The sequence below is a fragment of the Xanthobacter sp. DMC12 genome (assembly GCF_056314105.1).
In genome coordinates this window covers 222,836-241,870 of the sequence record NZ_JBQUYZ010000005.1, presented here as the reverse complement: position 1 = coordinate 241,870, position 19,035 = coordinate 222,836, and the positions used below count along the sequence as shown (strand labels likewise).

Sequence of the window (19,035 nt, the reverse complement as noted above, 5' to 3'; positions counted from 1 at the left end):
GCACGCCCGTGCGCCGTCCATGGGGCGGCACCGGGTGTCGAAAGGCTGTGTGGGACTTTCGGCGAGGCTCAGATACGACGGATTTCTGACAGTGGGACGACGGTGGCGGCGGGCGCTCCTCAGGTCCGGTAGCCCTCCTCGGCCAGCACCTGCCGCACCACGGGGCGGGCGCGCAGGCGCTGGTAATGGGCCTTCACCTTGGGGGGCAGGGGGATGCCGATGCGATCCGCCCAGAACTCGTTGTAGAACAGCGCCGCGTCGGCGATGGAGAAGCGATCGCCCACGGCGAAGCCCTCGGCCGGCAGACGGCGCTCCACGACGTCGAACCCCTGCGTCACGATCTCCCGTCCGTGGGATGTCACGTCGTCTTTCAGACGTCCTGAATCCTCCGGCGCGACATAGCGCTCGGCCACGAATACGCGGGTGAAGCCCTCGCCATGGAGCTGGCCGATGGCGAAATTCATCAGCTCCTCGGCCTGCGCCGCCAGTGCCGGATCCTCCGGCAGGAGCTTGCCGCGCGGATAGGTGCGGGCGAGCCAGAGCGCGATGGACCTGAAGTCGCACAAGGGTTCGCCGCCATCCGGCACCAGGGTCGGGATGGTGCCGCGCGGGTTGATCTTGAGATAGTCGGGACGCAGATGGTCGCCGGCGGGGATGTTGATGATCCACGCCTCGAACGGCAGTTCCAGCGTCTCGAGCAGGATGTGGATGCCCGTGGAGCACGACCCGGGCGTCATGTAGAATTTCATGGCCATAGGGGCGGCCAAGCAAGAAGCGTGACAGGCCGTCGCCCGTCCGCCCCCCTTAAGGTTTTGTCCCTGCCGCCGGGTGACCAGCTTTCGGAACCGCGTCGGCGGCGTCCTCCGTCTCCGGCGCCGGCTGGCGGAGCAGCGCGAGAATGACGAGCGCGGAAATCGCCGTGACAGCGATGAGCACGATGCTCAGGTGCTGAAAGGCGACGGCATAGCTCTCGCGGAGCTGTGATGCCGTCAGGCCCGGCAGGAGTTCGGATGCCCCGTGGACATCGCCCATCGCCAGCCGCTGCGCGGCCGCGCCTGCGGCCCCCTCGCCCGGCGGGACCAAGACGGAGAGCCGGGCTTTGGTGAGCCCCGCCAGGATGGCGTTGACGATGGCCAATGCGATGCCTTCTCCCGCCACCCGTGTGGTGCTGAAGATGCCGGTCGCCATGCCGGCACGCTCCCTTGGCACCACGCTGACGGACAGCCCATCCATGAGCCCCCAGGGAAAGCCGGTTCCAATGCCGATGAGCAGCATGGGGAGGATCACGGCCATGCCGTTGGCGCCGGGATCGACACGACCGAGCCAGAACAGCCCGAGCGCGGCCAGAAGCAGACCCGCGCCGGACAGGACGCCCGCCGACACCCCTCGCACGAGATGGGAGGCCACCAGCGGCACGATCAGCATCGGTACGGACAGGGCGATGAGCAGCACGCCCGCATCGAACGCGGAAAGTCCGCCAACGCCGATGAAGCGCAGGGGCAGCAGGACCAGAAGGACCACGTAGCAATAGCAGGTGGCGATGGGCAGAACCTGCACGCCAACAAAGCGGGGATACCGAAAAAGGGAGAGATCCAGCATCGGCCGCGCCGCTCTCGTCTCCACACGAATGAACGCGGCGAGCATGACCGCTGCCCCGAGCAGCGCCGACAGGACGATCGGGTGGCCCCAGCCCATCTCCGGCGCTTCGATGACGCCGTAAGTGAACAGCGTCAGTGTTGCCGTGAAGGTCACAGCCCCCGGCCAGTCGAGGCCAACGGCGTCAGGGTCCCGGCTCTCGCGCATCGTCCGGGCTGTCAGAAGCACGGAGAGCGCGCCGATCAGCGTGCCCGACAGGAAGATGGCCCGCCAGCCGGAGAGCCCGATCAGAAAGCCCGCCAGAAGCGGTCCGAAGGCCAGCCCTACACCGAAGGTCGTGCCGAGGAAGCTGAACGCCCGCGTCCGCGCGTGCCCCTCGAACTCCTGCGCCAGCGCCGCCGTTCCGCCGGCGAGCGCGGCGGCCGCGGCAAAGCCCTGTCCGCCGCGAAGCAGGTCGAGAACGAGGATGGACGGCGCGAGGCTCAAACCGAGGGAGAGCACCGCGAACGCGACGATGCCCGTCATGAACAGGCGCCGGCGGCCGAACTGGTCGGCGAGGGCGCCCGCCGCCATGAGGGAACTGCCGAACGTCAGCATGAAGGCGTTGGTGATCCAGTTGAGCGCCGTCGGGCTCCCGCCGAGATCGCCGCCGATCGCCGGGGTGGCCACCGCCCCGCCGGAAAAGCTTAAGGGGAGAACGAGCGCGGCCAGACAGACCGCCAGCAGGATCGACGTCTTGCCGGTGGCGGGGGCGAACGTGGCGGACATGCGGGGCTTTCCGTCTCGTGGACAGGCGCGGCGCAGACGCATCCAGCCGCCAAGGCGGTCTATCGCGGAGTGATGGAGCGATAAATGGATCCAGTGTCCGTTGATTACGGAATAAAATTCTTCAATATGCCCGCATGGAAAGCTTCAGCGGCATCGTGGCGTTCGTGCAGGCGGCGGAGCATCAGAGCTTCGTCGCGGCCGCTCGGGTGCTCGGCATATCCGCCTCCGCCGTCGGCAAGAGCATCGCCAAGCTGGAAGACAGTGTGGGCGCGCGGCTGTTCCATCGCACCACACGGCGCATTTCGCTGACGGAGGAAGGCGCGGCCTTCCACGAGCGCTGCCGCCGCATTCTCGATGACCTGCGCGACGCCGAGGCGATGCTCTCGGCTGCGACGCGCGCACCCCGCGGCCGGCTCCGCGTGGGCGTGCCGACCATCGGCTACCGCTTCCTCCTGCCGGTCATCCCGGAGTTCCGGCGGCGCTATCCCGACATCGAACTGGACATCGACTTCAACGATCGCCTCGTCGATGTGGTGGAGGAAGGACTGGATGCGGTGATCCGCAGCGGTCCGCTGACCGATTCCAGCCTGATGTCGCGTCGCCTCGGCCCGTTCCGCTTCGTGCTGTGCGCATCTCCCGCCTATCTCGAGCGAAACGGCATCCCGCAATCGCCTCCCGATCTGGAAAGGCACGATTGCCTTCGCTTCCGCTTCCCGACTTCGGGCAAGCTGCAGACGTGGCACCTCGTGAACGCGGACGGGGTCGATCCCTTCCGTCGCCCCTCGCCGCTGACCTGCAACAACATGGAGGCCCTGCGCGGGGCGGCGATTGCGGGCCTGGGGATCGCCTATATGCCGGAATTTCTGGCGCGCGATGCGGTGGCGGACGGCCTGCTTCGAACCGTTCTCGGCGAGCATCTCGCCGATCCCGGGCAATTCAGCATTCTGTGGCCGTCCAACCGCCTGGTGTCGCCGCGCCTGCGCGTCTTCATCGATTACATGGCGGAGCGTCTGTTCAGGGACATGGAACCGGACGTGCCGCGATAGCCGCGCGCGCCGGCTCCATCCCTCCGGGGCGCCCCCCTACTTCTCCACGAACGCCTTCTCGATCACGTAATGCCCGGGCTCCGACATGCTGCCCTCGGCGAAGCCCTGCGCGTCGAGCAGGCCGCGGATGTCGGCGATCATGGCGGGGCTGCCGCACAGCATCACCCGGTCGTGCGCCTTGTCGAGGGGCGGCAGGCCGATGTCGGTGAAGAACTTGCCGGACGTCATCAGGTCCGTGAGCCGGCCCTGGTTGCGGAAGGGCTCGCGCGTCACGGTGGGATAATAGATGAGCCGCTCGCGCACCTCCTCACCGAGGAAGGGGTCTTCGGGCAGTTCCTTCGTCAGATAGTCGGAATAGGCCAGCTCGGCCACCGTGCGGCAGCCGTGGGCCAGCACCACCTTGTCGAAGCGGGCATAGGTGTCGGGATCGCGGATGATGCTGAGGAAGGGCGCGAGCCCCGTGCCAGTGCCGAGCAGGTAGAGCGTGCGGCCGGGCAGCAGATTGTCGTGGATGAGGGTGCCCGTGGGCTTCTTCCCCACCAGGATGCGGTCACCCACCTTCAAATGCTGGAGGCGCGACGTAAGAGGGCCGTTCTGGACCTTGATGGAGAAGAATTCCAGCTCCTCGTCATAGTTCGGCGAGACGATGGAATAGGCGCGCACCAGCGGGCGGCCCTCCACCTCCAGCCCGATCATGGTGAACTGGCCGTTGATGAAGCGCAGCGCCGGGCTGCGGGTGGTGCGGAAGCTGAAGAGCGTGTCGGTCCAGTGATGGACGCTGAGCACTTCCTGCGTCTCGAAATTGCTCATGGACGATCCGATGGCTTGGCCGCGCGTCCGCCTTGAGGCGCGCACGAGGGCGCGCCCGCGCGGCACGGGGCGAATTGACGATGGACGCGTCCAGACATATAACTAACTAGTGAGTTAAGCAAGACGGAGCCCCGCGCCGCAACGGCCGGCGGTCCCGCGGCACGGGTGGAATGGCAGGGAGGTTCGGCATGGCGATGCGCGTTCTGAGCGCGGAGGAAGCCGCGCGGCTGGTGGAGAGTGGCGACACCATCCTCATCGGCGGCTCGGGCGGCGGCCATGCGGTGCCGGACACGCTGATCGCCGCTGTGGCCGAGCGCTTCCTGAAGGAAGGCGCGCCGCGCGCCCTCACCACCGTGCATCCTGTGGGCCTTGGCGACCGCAAGACGCGGGGCGTCGGCCACCTCGCCCATGACGGCCTCCTGAAGCGCGTCGTCTGCGGCACGCTGGTGGATTCACCGCCGGTGGAGAAGATGGCGCTGGAGGACCGCGTCGAGGCCTATACCCTGCCGCAGGGCGCGCTCTCCCAGCTCACCCGTGAGATGGCCTCGGGCCGCCCCGGCCTCGTGACCCATGTGGGCCTCAACACCTTCATCGACCCGCGCCTGGGCGGCGGCCGCCAGAGCCCTTCGGCCACGGAAGATCTGGTGGAGGTGGTGCAACTCGCCGGGCGGGAATGGCTCTTCTACAAGCCCTTCGTGCCCAACATCGCCTTCCTGCGCGGCACCACGGCGGACGAGGACGGCAACATCTCCATGGAGCAGGAGGCCATCTTCGGCGAGATGATCTCCATGGCGCAGGCGACCAAGCGCGCCGGCGGCACCGTCATCGTGCAGGTCAAGCGCCTCGCCCGGCGCGGGACGCTGAACCCGAAGATGGTGAAGATCCCCGGCATCCTTGTGGACGTGGTGGTGGTCGATCCTGACCAGATGCAGACCTATGTCTCGGACTACAACCCCGCTTATGCGGGCGAGCTGAAGATCCCGCTTTCCGCCATCGCGCCCTTGCCATTCGATCCGCGCAAGGTCATCGCCCGGCGCGCGGCGCTGGAGCTGTATGAAGGCGCGGTGTGCAATCTCGGCTCCGGCATCTCCACCGGCATCGCCACTGTGGCGGCGGAGGAAGGGTGCCTCGATGCCATCACGCTGACCAACGAGCAGGGCCTCATCGGCGGCGCGCCGGCGAGCGGCAACGAGGTGGGCGCCAGCCGCAACTTCCACGCCATGATCGACCAGCCCTACCAGTTCGATTTCTACGACGGCGGCGGGCTCGACATCGCCTTCCTCTCCTTCGCCGAGGTGGATGCGGAGGGCTCGGTGAACGTCTCGCGCTTCTCCGACCGCATCATCGGCCCCGGCGGCTTCATCAACATTTCGCAGAACGCCAAGAAGGTGGTCTTCTCCGGCACCTTCACCTCGGGCGGGCTCGACATGGCCTGGCCGGACGGCAGGACGCTGATCCGCAGGGAGGGCCGGGACCGCAAGTTCGTCGAACGCCTGCAGCAGCTCACCTACAGCGGTGCCTATGCCGCCGGCATCGGGCAGGAGGCGCTATACGTCACCGAGCGCGCGGTATTCCGGCGCGGCGCCGCGGGCCGGCTGGAGCTGATCGAGATCGCCCCCGGCATCGACATGGAGCGCGACGTGCTCGCGCACATGGATTTCCGCCCGGACATCGCGCCGGATCTCAAACCCATGGATGCCGCCCTGTTCCATCCGCAATCGATCGGACTTGAACAGCGGCTCGCCGTGTCGCAACGTTCGCCGCGCGGGCCCGGCGCAAGACTCAGCGCTTGAGCGGGCGCGCGTTCGTCACGTTTCCTGTCCCGTTGCCAGTTCCGGACCCTGCGATGCCCGCATCCCCTCCCGCCCGCAAGGCGGCCCGCGCTTCCACCGCCGCCCCGCAGCGCGAGGCGGCGACGCGGGATGCGGACAAGACGCGGCTGAACATCCTGGAAGCGGCCGAGGCGGAATTCGCCGCCAAGGGCCTCGCCGGGGCGCGGGTGGACGTGGTGGCCGAGGAGGCCGGCGCCAACAAGCGCATGATCTATTATTATTTCGGCAGCAAGGAGGACCTCTATCTGGCGGTCCTCGAGCGCGTCTACACCGACATGCGCGTCGCCGAAGCCGAGCTGGCGCTTGAGGCGCTGGCGCCGCTGGCGGCCATCACCTGCCTTGCCGAATTCAAGTTCGACTATCCCGCCCAGCACCCCCACCTCATCCCGCTGCTCAACAGCGAGAATTTGCTCGGCGGCGAATATCTGCGCCGCTCCCTGCGCCTGCGCGAGATGCAGATTTCCCTCATCGCGCGGCTGGAGGCCATCCTCGCGCGCGGCGCGGCCGACGGCACGCTGCGCGAGGGCATCGATCCGCTGCACCTCTACCTCACCATCTCGGCCATCAGCTATTTCTACTTCTCCAACAACCCCACCCTCTCCACCGCCTTCGGCCGCGACCTCGCCACGGCGGACGAGCGCGCCGCGCGGCGCCGGCATGTGGTGGATGTGGTGACCCGCTATATCGAGCGGGTGTGAGCGTCCGCCCCGGTCCCTGCCCTCCGGCGCCCTGCGGTGCTACAGGTGAAGCGGGGACGTAACCGGGGGACACCATGAGCAGGACCGTATCGCTGCGCTCGGACGGGCTGTCGGCGGAGATTTCGTCGCTGGGCGCCGAGCTGCGGGCGCTCGCCGATGCCGAGGGCCGCGCCTTGCTGTGGCACGGCGATCCGGCCTTCTGGGCCGGCCGCGCGCCGCTGCTGTTCCCCATCGTCGGCGAGCTGCCGGACCTCACCCTCGTGCATGAGGGCCAGGGCCACCCCATGCGCCGGCACGGCTTCGCCCGATTCTCCGAATTCGAGGTGGTGGGGGAGGCGCCGGACCGGGCCACCTTCCGCCTTCTGCCGAGCGACGCCACGCGCGCGGAATACCCGTTCGATTTCGCGCTGGAGGTCACCTTCGCGCTGGAAGGCGCGACGCTCGCCATGGAGGCGGTGGTGACCAATCCCGGCCCCCGCGTGCTGCCGGCAAGCTTCGGCTACCACCCGGCCTTTCTCTGGCCGCTGCCCTATGGCGGCACCCGCGCCGAGCACCGGGTGATCTTCGAGCATCCCGAGCCCGCTCCCATCCACCGCCCGGTCGACGGCCTGCTCTCCCGCGCCAGCGAGCCGAGCCCCGCCGCCGACGGCGTGCTCAAGCCGGACGATGCCATGTTCGAGCGCGACGCGCTGATCTTCCTCGGCCTCAACTCGCACCGGCTGCAGTATGGCGTGCCGGGCCGGCCGGGGCTGGACATCACCTTTCCCGGCATGCCGGACCTCGGCATCTGGACCAAGCCCGGTGCGCCCTATCTCTGCATCGAACCGTGGTCCGGCTATGCGACGCCGGAAGGCGATACCCGCCCGTTCGTGGAGAAGCCCGGCCTTCTCCACATCCCTGCGGGAGAGCAGCGCCGCTTTGTGATGAATGTCACGCGCGTCCCCGAGATTACCGCCTGAGCCGGCCTAACCGCCTTTGATCGTGTGCGGTTTCGGCCTGCGCGCGGCACGGCGTGCGGCGTCATCCCCCGCCGGTTGGGGGCCTCCTGCGTCATGCCCCTTGATGGAAGCCGCAGGGTTTGCTTCCATCAGGGCATGACCACCGGCCTGATCGAGATCCGCAGGGCCAAGCCCGCCGACGCCAAGGCGATCGCGGCGGTCCATGACGACGCCTGGCGTACCGCCTATCGCGGCATCATCCCCGGCATCGAGCTGGAGCGCATGGTGGAGCGGCGCGGCCCGCGCTGGTGGGATGCCGCCATCCGCCGTGGCAGCCGCCTCTCCGTGCTGCTGGTGGGCGAGGATATCGCCGGCTACGTCAATTACGGCGGCAACCGCGCCAAGGCGCTGCCCTATGGCGGCGAGATCTACGAAATCTACCTCCATCCGCAATACCAGGGCCTCGGCTTCGGCCAGCGGCTGTTCGCGGCGGCGCGGCGCGATCTCGCCATCGCCCGGCTCGGTGGTCTCGTGGTGTGGGCGCTGGCGGAAAACGAAGGCGCCGTGGGCTTCTATCAGGCGTTGGGGGGGCAACCGGTCGCATCCTCGACCGAGCAGTTCGGCTCGAAAACGCTGGACAAGACCGCCTTCGCTTGGCAGCGGTAGCGCCCGGACAGGCAAAAGCCCGTCCGGTCCGCAATGCCCGCAAAGCCTTGTGCCGTGCGGGTTCGACTTTGGTCGGAGCGGATCTTCAGTCCCGCAGCCAGTGGCAAGAGCGAGCATCCCATGCGCATCGACGCGATCCCGATCGGCAAGAACCCGCCCCACGACGTGAACGTGCTGATCGAAGTCCCGATCGGCGGGGAGCCGATCAAGTACGAGATGGACAAGGCCGCGGGCACCCTCTTCGTGGATCGCTTCCTTTATACCGCCATGCGGTATCCCGGAAACTACGGCTTCATCCCGCACACCCTCTCCGGCGACGGCGACCCCTGCGACGTGCTGGTGGCCAACACCCGCGCCATCGTGGCCGGCGCGATCATCTCGGTGCGCCCCGTCGGCGTGCTGCTGATGGAAGACGAGGCGGGCATGGATGAGAAGATCATCGCCGTGCCCTCCTCCAAGCTCACCAAGCGCTACGACAAGGTGCAGAACTACAACGACCTGCCCGAGATCACCCTCAAGCAGATCGAGCACTTCTTCGAGCACTACAAGGATCTGGAGCCCAACAAATGGGTGAAGATCGTCGGCTGGCGCGATGCCGCCGAGGCGCAGAAGCTGATCCTCGAAGGCATCGAGCGCGCCAAGGCCGAAGGCAAGGAAGGCTGAGGTCTTCCGTCTCCCTTTAGGCCGTTTACCTGTCGCCCTCCGGCTTGACCGGAGGGCCCATCCTTCCGTTCAAGCGGATGTCCGCACGCAGGGACGAGCGGCGTCATGGGTCCTCCGATCAAGTCGGAGGACGACGGCGGTCAGGGGCGCAGCTCCCCGGACAAGCGACGGCGAAAGCCGGAGCGCTGATCCGGGGTCCAGCGCAAAAGGTCCCGCGCAGCGGGTCAAAGCCTGAGAGCGGCGGGATCACGAAGCGCCTTCGGCGGTCCCTTGCGCTTGGCCCCGGCTCGCATTCCGCTTTCGCTGCATGCGTCCGGGGCGCGAGGCGCCTCACGCCGGCGCTTTCGCCTCCAGAATCAGTTTGCGGATTTCCGGCAGGCAGGAACCGCAATTGGTGCCCGCCTTGAGCCGCGCCCCCACAGCGGCCGCATCGGCGGCGCCGTCCCGGATGGCGGCGGTGATGGCATCCTTCGGCACACCAAAGCAGGCGCACACCAGAGGCCCGCACTCCGCCCCCGCCCCGGCGCGGCGGCCGGAGAGGACGAGGCGGCGGTCGGCGGCCGAGACCTCGGAGGCGAGCAGCCCCTTCAGCGCATCCCAGGCAACGCGCTTCCCGGCGGCACCGATGAACAGAGCGAAGTCCAGCCGCCCGTCCGCATCGAAGGCGGCGGCGCGGTAGAGGCCAGAGGGCGTGTCGCTCAGCTCGGCGACGTCGGCGGGGCCTTCCGCCTTCACCCATTGCGCCCAGTCCTCAGGGGCCATGCGGCCGGCGATGCGCCAGCCGAAGCCGCCCTCCAGCGCCGCGCGCGCCGACCACACGCCCTCCGGCAGCGCCATGTGGCGGCGCGCCAGCACGAAGCCCTCGAACGGCGCGGCATAGGGCGCGAGCGCGACCGGCGTCGCCTTCGCGTCCGGCTGGCCGGAGACGGGATCGGTCACCGCGTGCACCAGCGCGCCCACGCGACCATCCGACGAATTGGCGTGGCTCCAGTGGATGGGCGCGAACAGCGTGCCCTGCCGCTGGCCGGCATCCACCACCACTTCCAGCACGGCGCGGCCGTGGGCGCTGGCCACCTCGGCCAGCATCCCCGTCTTGAGCCCCAGCGGCGCGGCATCGTCCGGATGCACCGCCACGAACGGTGCCGGGATGTGCGCGCCGAGGCGGGGCGCGAGTCCGGTGCGGGTCATGGTGTGCCACTGGTCGCGGATGCGGCCGGTGTTCAGCAGGAAGGGGAAGGGGGCCTCTCCGGCCGCCGCCGCGACGGGACGCGGCGCCACGAATCTTGCGCGCCGGTCGGGGGTGAAGTAGCCGCCCTCCGCGAACAGGCGCGCGGTGCCCTCCGGCCGGCTTGCGGGGACGGGCCATTGCACCGGCGCGATGTCCTCATAGGCCGCTTCGGTGAGGCCGGCGAAGGCGGAGATGTCGAAATCCCGCGAGCCGCCATTCTCGAAGCCGGAGAGGGCGGCGTGCTCGCGGAAGATGTCCGCCGGCCCGCGCCACTGGAAGGCATCGCCGAAGCCGAGGCGCTCGGCCACGCCCTTCAGCGCCCACCAGTCCGGCATCACCTCGCCGGGGCGGGGCAGGAAGGGGCGCTGGCGGGAGATGCGGCGCTCGGAATTGGTGACGGTGCCGTCCTTCTCGCCCCAGGCGGCGGCGGGCAGCATCACGTGCGGATTTGAGTGGGCGGTGTCGTTGGCCCCCACATTCTCGGAGAGGACGAACAGCTCCAGCCCTTCCAGCGCCGTGCGAACCGCGTCCGCCTCGGGCAGGCTGACGGCGGGGTTGGTGCCCATCACCCACAGGGCCTTGATCTCGCCCCGGCCGATGGCGGCGAACATGTCCACCGCCTTCAGGCCCTCGTGCTCCGCCATGTGCGGCGCGCCCCAGAAACGGCGCACGCGGTCCACCTCGGCGGGGGAAAAGCCCATGTGGGCGGCGAGCTGGTTGGCGAGCCCGCCCACCTCGCGCCCGCCCATGGCATTGGGCTGGCCGGTGAGGGAGAAGGGCCCCATGCCCTCGCGCCCGATGCGGCCGGTGGCGAAATGGCAGTTGAGGATGGCATTCACCTTGTCGGTGCCCACCGCCGACTGGTTCACCCCCTGCGAATAGCAGGTGACGGTGCGCCGGGTTTCGGTGAAGAGCGCGAAGAAGCGCTCCACATCTTCCACCGCCAGCCCGCAGGCGCGGGCCGTGGTTTCGGCATCCGGCGCCACGGCGCGGGCGGCCTCCAGCGCCTCGGCAAAGCCTATGGTGTGGGCCTCCACATAGGCGGCATCGAAGGCCGGGCTCTGCGCCAGATGCACGAGCAGGCCGGAGAAGAGCAGCGCGTCGGTGCCGTGGGCGAGCGGCAGGAACAGGTCCGCCTCGGCGCCCGTGTCCGTGCGGCGCGGATCGATGACGACGAGCTTCGTGCCGCGCGCCTTGCGCGCCTGTTCCATGCGGCGGAACAGGACAGGATGGCACCACGCCGTGTTGGAGCCGGTTAGGACGATGAGGTCCGCCCCGTCCAGATCCTCATAGCTGCCGGGCACGGTATCCGAGCCGAAGCCGCGCTTGTGGCCGGCGACGGAGGAGGACATGCACAGGCGGGAATTTGTGTCCACGTTCGCCGTGCCGAGGAAGCCCTTGGCCAGCTTGTTGGCGGCGTAATAATCCTCGGTCAGCAACTGGCCGGAGAGATAGAAGGCCACCGCCTGCGGCCCATGCCGGTCGATGATGTCCCGCATGTCTCCGGCGATGCGGTCCAGCGCGTCGTCCCAGCTCGCCCGCGCCAGCACCCCGTCCGCCCCGCGTACCATGGGATGGAGGAGGCGGGTGCCGAGCCCCAGCGTCTCGCCCAGCGCCGCGCCCTTGGAGCACAGACGGCCGAGATTGGCGGGGTGGTCGGTATCGCCCTCGATGAGCGCGCCGCCCAGACCGTCCGGCGTCGCCTTCACGCCGCAGCCGACGCCGCAATAGGGGCAGGTGGTCTTCACCGAAGGGGGCGAGGTGAGGGGGGCGTTCATGCCGGTCCTGCCTGAGGCTTGGCCATCATTTCTAGCTCAGTACACGTCGGCCTGATAGCGCCCGGCGGTCCTGAGATCGGCGACGAATTTCGTCGCCGCCTCAGCCGAAAGCCCGCCATGGGTGGCGGCGACATCGGCCACCGCCTTCTCCACGTCCTTGGCCATACGCTTGGCATCGCCGCAGACGTAGAAGTGCGCACCGTCCTTCAGCCAGCCCCACAGCTCGGCGCCGGCCTCGCGGATGCGGTCCTGCACGTAGACCTTGCGGTCCCCGTCGCGGGACCAGGCGGTGTCGAGGCGGGTGAGGCAGCCGGCGGCCTGGAGGCCGGAAAGCTCGTCCTCATAGAAGAAATCCGTCTCGCGCCGCTGGTGGCCGAAGAACAGCCAGTTGCGCCCCGGCGCCTTCGTCGCCAGCCGCTCGTGGAGGAAGGACCGGAAGGGGGCGATGCCCGTGCCGGGGCCGACCATGATGACGTCCTTCGCCAGATCCTGCGGCAGCGCGAAGCCGTGCGCCTTCTGGATATAGGCCTTCATGCGCGTGCCCGGCGCGAGGCGGTCGCCGAGGAAGGTGGAGGCGACGCCCAGCCGGGTCCGGCCTTCCAGATCATAGCGCACCGCATCCACGGTCAGCGTGAGCCGGCCGGGGGTGGCGACGGGGCTGGAAGAGATGGAATAGAGGCGCGGCTGCAGCGGCTCCAGGCACTCGATGAGGGCTTCCGGATCGGGCCTGATGCCGGGGAATTTCTGGAGCGCCGCCAGCACGTCGAGGGTGGCGGCATCGCCATCCGGGTCCTCGCCATTGGCGAGCGCGCGGGCCTTCGCCTTGCGCTCCCCGCCGACGAGATAGGAGATGAGGGTGAAGAGCGCGTCGGGCGCCGATTTCAGGCACACCTCGCGGGCCAGCACCTCGCTGAGCGTATGGCCGGCGATGGGAAAATCGGCCGGCGCGTGGAGCGCCTCCAGCACGGCTTCGACGAGGCCGGGATCGTTCACCGGGAAGACGCCGAAGCTGTCGCCGGCCGCATAGTCGATGCCGGAGCCGGCGAGGTCGAACTCCACATGCCACGTCTCCTTCTCCGAGCCCGCCTTGTTGAGGCGGGTGCGGGAGAGGAAGGTGACTTCGCCGGGATTTTCTCGGGTGCCGGTGGCGGTGGCTGCGGGGGCGAGCGCGGGGGCGGGGGCCTCGGCAACCGGCGCGGCTTCGGCGGAAGCGGAGGTTTCCGCCGCCAGCTGCTTCAGCATCCGCAGCGTCTCCTTGCCGCCGGGCGCGCAGAGATTGAGCTTCGCTTCCGCGCCGCTCGCCAGGGCCTTGGCGTAGGTCTCGCAGACATAGCCGCACTGGCCGCAATCCTGCTGCGCCATGGCCGCCATCATGCGCCGGGGCAGGGCCTTGCCCTCGGCCAGCGCCATGCGCTCGGCGAGCGGCATGGACGGGTCGTGCCAGGGTGCACCGTCATCCTCTTCGGCCGGGGCAGGGGTGGAAATGTCCGGCAGCAGCGCCGCCGCGTCGCCCGCCGAAAGGGCCATGGGCGCGTGACCGGCATCCGTGGAGAGGATGGCGGCGAAGAAGCCGTTCAGCCACGCCCGCTGCTCCGCCGAGAAGGGCGCGCTGTCGGGCAGGACCGGGACGATGGGGGGACGGGACTGGAGGCTCATGGGCGTGTCTCGAATGGAGTGTGCGCGGCCGGATCGCCTGCGCTCATGCCGCCTCCGCCAGCGCCTTCAGCGCGTCGGGGTCGAGGCGGCGGGTGAAATCGGCGAAGCTTTCGCCCGCGGCACGGTGGGCCTGCCAGCTCTTGAGCAGGCGTTCCACCACGGCCGGGGCGTCGTCCGCCGGCACATATTGGTAAAGCTCGCGGGCGATGGCGGCCGCGCTGCCGAAGCCTCCGCCGACGAGGATGTGATAGCCGTCCACCGTGTCCCCGTCGTCATTGACGGGCACCCGCGCCCCGATCAGCCCGATATCGCCGATATAGTGCTGGGCGCAGGAATTGTGGCAGCCGGTGACATGGATGTTCACCGGTCCGTCGAGGGCGACCCGCTCTTCACAATGGGCGAGGATCGCCCGCGCGGTGCCCTTGGTATCGGCCGCCGCGAAGCGGCAGCCCTTCGCCCCGGTGCAGGCGACGATGCCCGCCTGGAGCGGCGTTGCCTTGGTGGTGAGGCCGAGGGCTTCCACCGCGTCCGTGACCGCCGCCACTTCCGCATCGGCGACGCCGGAGATGAGTAGGTTCTGCCAGACAGTGAGGCGGATATCGCCATCGCCGAAGCGCGCCGAGATGTCGGCGAGGCCGCGCATCTGCGCCGCGCTCATGCGGCCCACGGGGGTGCCGACGCCCACATAGTTCAGCCCCGCCTGCTTCTGCGGATGGACGCCCAGATGGGCGAGCCGGTCCGGCTCCGCGCGCGGTTTCACCGCCTCGGCGGGAAGGCGGGTGAAGGGGCGGCCGAGCTTGGCCTCCACCAGCTTCAGGAAGCCGTCGAAGCCCATGGAATCGAGCACGTATTTCAGCCGCGCCTTCTTGCGGTCGGTGCGGTCGCCGGTGTCGATGAAGGCGCGCACGATGGCCGCCGCCACCTCCACCGCCTCGTCGGGCCGCACCACGATGCCGGTATCGCGGGCGAAATCCTTGTGGCCGGTGATGCCGCCCAGCACGAGGCGCAGCCAGACGCCTCCCGCGATGCCGAAGCCGTCCATCACCTCCACCGCCTGGAAGCCGATGTCGTTGGTGTCCTCCAGCGCGCCGACGGTGCCGGCGCCGTCGAAGGCCACGTTGAACTTGCGCGGCAGGCCGTACATGTCGCGGCTGTTCAGGATGTAATGGTGCCAGGCGTTCGCCAGCGGCCGGGTGTCGATGAGTTCTTGGCGGTCGATGCCGGCGGTGGGGGTGCCGGTGACATTGCGGATGTTGTCGGCGCCCGAGCCCTTGGCCGTGAGGCCGAGGGAGACCAGCCCCTCCAGCACGGCGATGCCGTCGGTGGGAGGGATCTCGCGGATCTGGAGATTGGCGCGGGTGGTGATGTCGGTGTAGCCGCCGCCGTGGCGCGCCGCGATGTCCGCGACGCCCCGGAACTGCCAGTGGGTGAGGATGCCGCCGGGAATGCGCATGCGGCACATGAAGCTGTCCTGCGCCGGGGCGACATAGAACAGGCCGTGATACTTCCAGCGCAGGATGTCCGGGCCCTTCGGAAAGGTGCCCTCGCGGGCGGCGGCGCGCATGCGGTCGTAGGCGTCGAGGCCCAGTTCCTCGCGCTTCGCCTTCTCCTCGGGCGTGAGCTTCCGGCCCTCGGCCTCGGTGCGGGCCATGGCGCGATGGCTCGCGGCATCCGGGCCGGTCATCTCGGCGACCGGCGCGGCGGAGGGCGCGGGCGCGCTCCGGACAATCTGCACCGCCTTGGCGCCGGAGACGAAGCCTTCCAGATAGCGCTTCTGGTCGAGGGTGAAATCGGCGCCCATGGGGTTTCCGTCCTTCTTCTTGTCAGGCTGCGGCGGCTACCGCATCGCGGCCGAACGCAAGCTCGGTGCGCATGGCGGCGATGGGGGTGCGGCGGGTGATGAGGTCGAGATAGAAGAGGCCGTCCGCCGTGTCGCCGAACAGCACGGCCCCGGCGAGCACGCCGTCCTTCACGATGAGCCGGCGGTAGACGCCGAGGCCGCGATCGGTGAGCACGATGTCTTCGGTGCCCGCGCCGCCGGTGACGTCGCCGGCGGAGAAGACGGGCACGCCCGACACCTTGAGATTGGTGGAGACCACCGAGCCCTCATAGCGCGCATCCTCCCCCGCGAGGCGGCGGGCGAGCACGCCGGCCTGCTCATAGGCCGGGGCGACAAGGCCGTAGGTCATGCCGCGATGCTCGGCGCATTCACCGATGGCGAAGATGTCGGGATCGGACGAGGCGAGAGTGTCGTCCACCACGATGCCGCGCTTCACCTCCAATCCCGCGGCGCGGGCGAGGTCCGCATTGGGGGTGACGCCGCAGGCCACCACGAGAATGTCTGCGGGGAGGACGCGGCCATCCTTGAGGCGCAGGCCGGTGACATGGCTTTCGCCTTCGATGGCCTCGCTGGCGGCGCCGAGCAGCACCTCGATGCCCTTGGCCTCCACCGCGCGCTTCAGGAACGCGCCGGCGGCGGCGTCGAGCTGGCGTTCCATCAGCCGGTCCATGAGGTGGACGAGGCGGGTCTCGACGCCCGCGCCGGCGAGCCCGGCGGCGGCCTCGATGCCGAGGAGCCCGCCGCCGATGACCACGGCGCGGGTTCCGGGAACAGCGGCAGCGGCGAGCAGGGCTTCCACGTCCTTCAGATCGCGGAAGGTGTGGACGCCGGGCAGCGCCATGCCCGGCAGGGGCAGGCGGATGGGGTGGGAGCCGGTGGCGAGCACCAGCTTGCCGAAGGGCAGGCGGCGGCCATCGGCCAGCACCACTTCGCGCGCGGAGCGGTCGAGCGCGGCGGCGGGGGTGCCGTATTGCAGGGTCACGCCCCGCGCGCGCCACCAGGTGGCGGGCTTCATCTCCGCCTCGGCGGCGGCCATGTGGCCGGCGAGCACCTCGGAGAGCAGCACGCGATTGTAGGCGAGGCAGGGCTCCGCCCCGATCACCGCCACGGCATGGCGGCCGAGCGCGCGGGAGGTCAGCTCCTCGCAGAGCTTCGCGGCGGCCATGCCGTTGCCGATGACGAGAAGGGGCTCGCTCACGCCTGCCTCCTCACTCGGCCGGAACCGGCGCCTCGGCGGCGGCGGCGATCATCACGGAAGAGAGGATCGCATAGGCCTTTGCCCAGGCTTCCTCCGTCTCCGGGGTGAAGTCAGGGCCAAGACCGCGCTCCAGCGTCCAGATCAGCGCGGCGCCGACGGGGGCGTAATGCTCATCCTTCACGCCGTAGCCCACATGCTTGCGGGCAAGGCTCTCGGCGGCCGGGACGATCTTCGACAAATCGCTGAGGCCGGCGACGACGAGGCCGAGCGTCGCCATGAGCTTGGCGCCCTGGAGGCTCATGTCGCCCTTGAACAGGGGCTTCACCTCGGGCGCGATCTCGAACAGCCGGCCGTAGAAGACGGTGGCGGCCGTGTCGGCGATGGGCACCACCTTGCGGAACGAGTCCTGGATCAATTCGATCTGGTGCGGGGTCAGGCTCATGGCGAAACTCCTGGATGAAGGGCGCACGGACCCGCGCGCCGGTTCGGCGCGTGGTGTCGGCGGTCTGCGGCCGGCGCGGGCCAGGCCCGCGCTTCTGCGGTCTGCTAGGCGGCCTCGACGAAGCGGTGGCGCTCGTGGAGGAATTTCAGCACCGCCTCGCGGGCCTTGAGGTAGGTGGGGTTGGTCACCAGCTCGAGGCGTTTGCGCGGGCGGGGCAGCTTCACCTCCAGCACCTCGCCCACATAGGCGGAGGGGCCGTTGGTCATCATCACGATGCGGTCGGAGAGCAGCACCGCCTCGTCCACGTCGTGGGTGATCATCAGGATGGTGTTGCCCAGCGTGGCATGGATCTGCATCACGCTGTCCTGCAGGTGGGCGCGGGTGAGCGCGTCCAGCGCACCGAACGGCTCGTCGAGCAGCAGCACCTTCGGCTCCATGGCCAGCGCCCGGGCGATGCCGACGCGCTGCTTCATGCCGCCGGAGATCTCGGACGGGCGCTTGTCCTTGGCGTGGCCCATCTGCACGAGGTCGAGATTGTGCAGGGTCCAGTCGTGCCGCTCGGCGCGCGAGCGGGTGCCGGCGAACACCTTGTCCACCGCGAGGCGCACGTTGTCGTAGACGGTGAGCCACGGCAGCAGGGAGTGGTTCTGGAACACGACGGCGCGGTCGGGGCCGGGGGCGTTCACCTCCCGCCCGTCAAGGATCACGCCGCCGGTGGTGGCGCGGGTCAGCCCCGCCACGATGTTGAGCAGGGTGGACTTGCCGCAGCCGGAATGGCCGATGATGGAGATGTATTCCCCCTTGGCGATGTCGAGGGAGACATCGCGCAGCACCTCGGTGGTGGCGGCGCCGCGGGAGAAGGTCTTGCCGATCTGGCTGAGCTCGAGATAGGCGGGCATCGAAGCCTCCTTGAAGATGGGGTGGGACGGGCTCAGGAAGCCTGCGTGCCGCGGGTGACGAAGGCGCCGATGCCGGCCACGAGGCGGTCGAGCACGAAGCCGACGACGCCGATGTAGACGAGGGCCACGATGATGTCGGGCAGGCGGGAGGAGTTCCACGCATCCCAGATGAAGAAGCCGATGCCGACACCGCCGGTGAGCATCTCCGCCGCCACGATGGCGAGCCAGGAGAGGCCGATGCCGATGCGCAGGCCGGTGAAGATGTAGGGCGCCGCGGAGGGCAGCATGATCTTCCAGAAGAATTCGAGCGGGTTCAGCCGCAGAACCTGCGCCACGTTCCGGTAATCCTGCGGGATGTTCCGGATGCCCACGGCCGTGTTGATGATGATCGGCCAGATGGCGGTGATGAAGATCACGAAGATGGCGGAGGGGTTCGAGTCCCGGAACGCGGCGAGCGCGATGGGCAGCCACGCCAGCGGCGGCACCGTGCGCAGCACCTGGAAGATGGGATCGAGTCCGCGCATGGCCCAGACCGACTGGCCCACCACCGCGCCGAGCGCGATGCCGACCACCGCCGCGAGGCCGAAGCCCACCGCCACACGCTGGAGCGAGATCATGACGCGCCAGCCGAGGCCGATATCCTGCGGGCCGGCGACGAAGAACGGGTCGAGGATGAGGTCCTTGGAATCCGCCCAGATGCGGCTCGGCGGCGGCAGGGTGGCGCCCGCGCCGGAGCACAGGATCTCCCACAGGAGGCCGAGCAGCACCACCATCACCAGCGGCGGGATGACGGTGGCGGCGACGGACTTGGCATAGCCCGGCCAGCGGGAGGGGCGGCGGGCGGCGGCGGGTTTCATCTTGACGACTTCTGCTGTCCCGGAGCGTCGGACCTCGCGGGGCGGCTCCTTCAAGGCGGTGACGGACATGGGCACAAGCTCCGGGTCTGGATATCGGGAAGAGGCCCCCTCCGCGCGGGA

16 protein-coding genes are annotated in these 19,035 nt (G+C 69.2%); 6 read left to right on the top strand and 10 right to left on the bottom strand.

Going from position 1 to position 19,035, the window contains the following annotated elements; translation table 11 throughout:
- Window positions 1-119 precede the first annotated feature (119 nt).
- Together ACT535_RS18955 and ACT535_RS18950 are read right to left on the bottom strand one after the other, a co-directional pair.
- Complete coding sequence (locus ACT535_RS18955) at window positions 120-749, bottom strand: glutathione S-transferase family protein (RefSeq protein ID WP_394066712.1); 630 nt, start codon at window positions 747-749, stop codon at window positions 120-122.
- Between the two features lie 55 nt (window positions 750-804).
- Complete coding sequence (locus ACT535_RS18950; protein ID WP_476365616.1) at window positions 805-2,364, bottom strand: MFS transporter; 1,560 nt, start codon at window positions 2,362-2,364, stop codon at window positions 805-807.
- A 134-nt stretch (window positions 2,365-2,498) separates the two neighbouring features.
- On the opposite strand from ACT535_RS18950, the gene ACT535_RS18945 reads away from it, so the two are divergent.
- Window positions 2,499-3,410: a LysR family transcriptional regulator gene (locus tag ACT535_RS18945; protein ID WP_476365615.1), complete on the top strand. Its 912-nt coding sequence runs from the start codon at window positions 2,499-2,501 to the stop codon at window positions 3,408-3,410.
- 36 nt (window positions 3,411-3,446) lie between these two features.
- Here ACT535_RS18945 and ACT535_RS18940 read toward each other — a convergent pair whose 3' ends face one another.
- The gene (locus ACT535_RS18940; protein ID WP_168457481.1) at window positions 3,447-4,220 is read right to left on the bottom strand and encodes a ferredoxin--NADP reductase; all 774 of its coding nucleotides are present in this window, start codon (window positions 4,218-4,220) and stop codon (window positions 3,447-3,449) included.
- Between the two features lie 188 nt (window positions 4,221-4,408).
- Here ACT535_RS18940 and ACT535_RS18935 point away from each other — a divergent pair, with 188 nt between their 5' ends.
- The 5 genes from ACT535_RS18935 (at window position 4,409) to ppa (ending at window position 9,017) form a co-directional block, all read left to right on the top strand.
- Window positions 4,409-6,013, top strand: coding sequence for an acyl CoA:acetate/3-ketoacid CoA transferase (locus tag ACT535_RS18935; protein WP_476365614.1), 1,605 nt, complete (start codon window positions 4,409-4,411; stop codon window positions 6,011-6,013).
- Between the two features lie 53 nt (window positions 6,014-6,066).
- Complete coding sequence (locus tag ACT535_RS18930; protein WP_476365613.1) at window positions 6,067-6,750, top strand: TetR/AcrR family transcriptional regulator; 684 nt, start codon at window positions 6,067-6,069, stop codon at window positions 6,748-6,750.
- Window positions 6,751-6,824: 74 nt separating this feature from the next.
- Entirely contained in the window at window positions 6,825-7,709 is an 885-nt protein-coding gene (locus tag ACT535_RS18925) for an aldose 1-epimerase family protein (protein WP_476365612.1), read from the top strand.
- A gap of 135 nt (window positions 7,710-7,844) precedes the next feature.
- Window positions 7,845-8,354, top strand: coding sequence for a GNAT family N-acetyltransferase (locus ACT535_RS18920; protein ID WP_168457484.1), 510 nt, complete (start codon window positions 7,845-7,847; stop codon window positions 8,352-8,354).
- Window positions 8,355-8,474: 120 nt separating this feature from the next.
- Window positions 8,475-9,017: an inorganic diphosphatase gene (gene ppa, locus ACT535_RS18915; RefSeq protein ID WP_168457485.1), complete on the top strand. Its 543-nt coding sequence runs from the start codon at window positions 8,475-8,477 to the stop codon at window positions 9,015-9,017.
- Window positions 9,018-9,347: 330 nt separating this feature from the next.
- On the opposite strand, the gene ACT535_RS18910 is transcribed toward ppa, so the two are convergent.
- From ACT535_RS18910 to ntrB, 7 genes are all read right to left on the bottom strand, one after another.
- The gene (locus ACT535_RS18910; RefSeq protein ID WP_476365611.1) at window positions 9,348-12,023 is read right to left on the bottom strand and encodes a molybdopterin-dependent oxidoreductase; all 2,676 of its coding nucleotides are present in this window, start codon (window positions 12,021-12,023) and stop codon (window positions 9,348-9,350) included.
- A 36-nt stretch (window positions 12,024-12,059) separates the two neighbouring features.
- The gene (locus tag ACT535_RS18905) at window positions 12,060-13,679 is read right to left on the bottom strand and encodes a sulfite reductase subunit alpha (RefSeq protein ID WP_476365610.1); all 1,620 of its coding nucleotides are present in this window, start codon (window positions 13,677-13,679) and stop codon (window positions 12,060-12,062) included.
- Between the two features lie 43 nt (window positions 13,680-13,722).
- Window positions 13,723-15,480 carry a NirA family protein gene (locus tag ACT535_RS18900; RefSeq protein WP_476365609.1) on the bottom strand — a complete coding sequence of 586 codons (1,758 nt, stop codon included), beginning with the start codon at window positions 15,478-15,480 and terminating at the stop codon, window positions 13,723-13,725.
- 22 nt (window positions 15,481-15,502) lie between these two features.
- Window positions 15,503-16,717: an NAD(P)/FAD-dependent oxidoreductase gene (locus tag ACT535_RS18895; protein WP_476365608.1), complete on the bottom strand. Its 1,215-nt coding sequence runs from the start codon at window positions 16,715-16,717 to the stop codon at window positions 15,503-15,505.
- A gap of 10 nt (window positions 16,718-16,727) precedes the next feature.
- On the bottom strand, window positions 16,728-17,153 hold the full coding sequence (locus ACT535_RS18890) for a globin family protein (RefSeq protein WP_168457712.1): 426 nt from the start codon (window positions 17,151-17,153) through the stop codon (window positions 16,728-16,730).
- Window positions 17,154-17,263: 110 nt separating this feature from the next.
- Window positions 17,264-18,058 carry an ABC transporter ATP-binding protein gene (locus tag ACT535_RS18885; RefSeq protein WP_476365607.1) on the bottom strand — a complete coding sequence of 265 codons (795 nt, stop codon included), beginning with the start codon at window positions 18,056-18,058 and terminating at the stop codon, window positions 17,264-17,266.
- A 32-nt stretch (window positions 18,059-18,090) separates the two neighbouring features.
- Window positions 18,091-18,984 (bottom strand): nitrate ABC transporter permease, encoded by an 894-nt coding sequence (gene ntrB, locus ACT535_RS18880; protein ID WP_476365606.1) that lies wholly within the window; start codon window positions 18,982-18,984, stop codon window positions 18,091-18,093.
- Window positions 18,985-19,035: the final 51 nt, after the last annotated feature.

Bases quoted from the DNA above. Each gene is read 5' to 3' on its own strand.
- ACT535_RS18955 (WP_394066712.1), bottom strand. From the start codon at position 749: ATGAAATTCTACATGACGCCCGGGTCGTGCTCCACGGGCATCCACATC.
- ACT535_RS18950 (WP_476365616.1), bottom strand. From the start codon at position 2,364: ATGTCCGCCACGTTCGCCCCCGCCACCGGCAAGACGTCGATCCTGCTG.
- ACT535_RS18945 (WP_476365615.1), top strand. From the start codon at position 2,499: ATGGAAAGCTTCAGCGGCATCGTGGCGTTCGTGCAGGCGGCGGAGCAT.
- ACT535_RS18940 (WP_168457481.1), bottom strand. From the start codon at position 4,220: ATGAGCAATTTCGAGACGCAGGAAGTGCTCAGCGTCCATCACTGGACC.
- ACT535_RS18935 (WP_476365614.1), top strand. From the start codon at position 4,409: ATGGCGATGCGCGTTCTGAGCGCGGAGGAAGCCGCGCGGCTGGTGGAG.
- ACT535_RS18930 (WP_476365613.1), top strand. From the start codon at position 6,067: ATGCCCGCATCCCCTCCCGCCCGCAAGGCGGCCCGCGCTTCCACCGCC.
- ACT535_RS18925 (WP_476365612.1), top strand. From the start codon at position 6,825: ATGAGCAGGACCGTATCGCTGCGCTCGGACGGGCTGTCGGCGGAGATT.
- ACT535_RS18920 (WP_168457484.1), top strand. From the start codon at position 7,845: ATGACCACCGGCCTGATCGAGATCCGCAGGGCCAAGCCCGCCGACGCC.
- ppa (WP_168457485.1), top strand. From the start codon at position 8,475: ATGCGCATCGACGCGATCCCGATCGGCAAGAACCCGCCCCACGACGTG.
- ACT535_RS18910 (WP_476365611.1), bottom strand. From the start codon at position 12,023: ATGAACGCCCCCCTCACCTCGCCCCCTTCGGTGAAGACCACCTGCCCC.
- ACT535_RS18905 (WP_476365610.1), bottom strand. From the start codon at position 13,679: ATGAGCCTCCAGTCCCGTCCCCCCATCGTCCCGGTCCTGCCCGACAGC.
- ACT535_RS18900 (WP_476365609.1), bottom strand. From the start codon at position 15,480: ATGGGCGCCGATTTCACCCTCGACCAGAAGCGCTATCTGGAAGGCTTC.
- ACT535_RS18885 (WP_476365607.1), bottom strand. From the start codon at position 18,058: ATGCCCGCCTATCTCGAGCTCAGCCAGATCGGCAAGACCTTCTCCCGC.
- ntrB (WP_476365606.1), bottom strand. From the start codon at position 18,984: ATGTCCGTCACCGCCTTGAAGGAGCCGCCCCGCGAGGTCCGACGCTCC.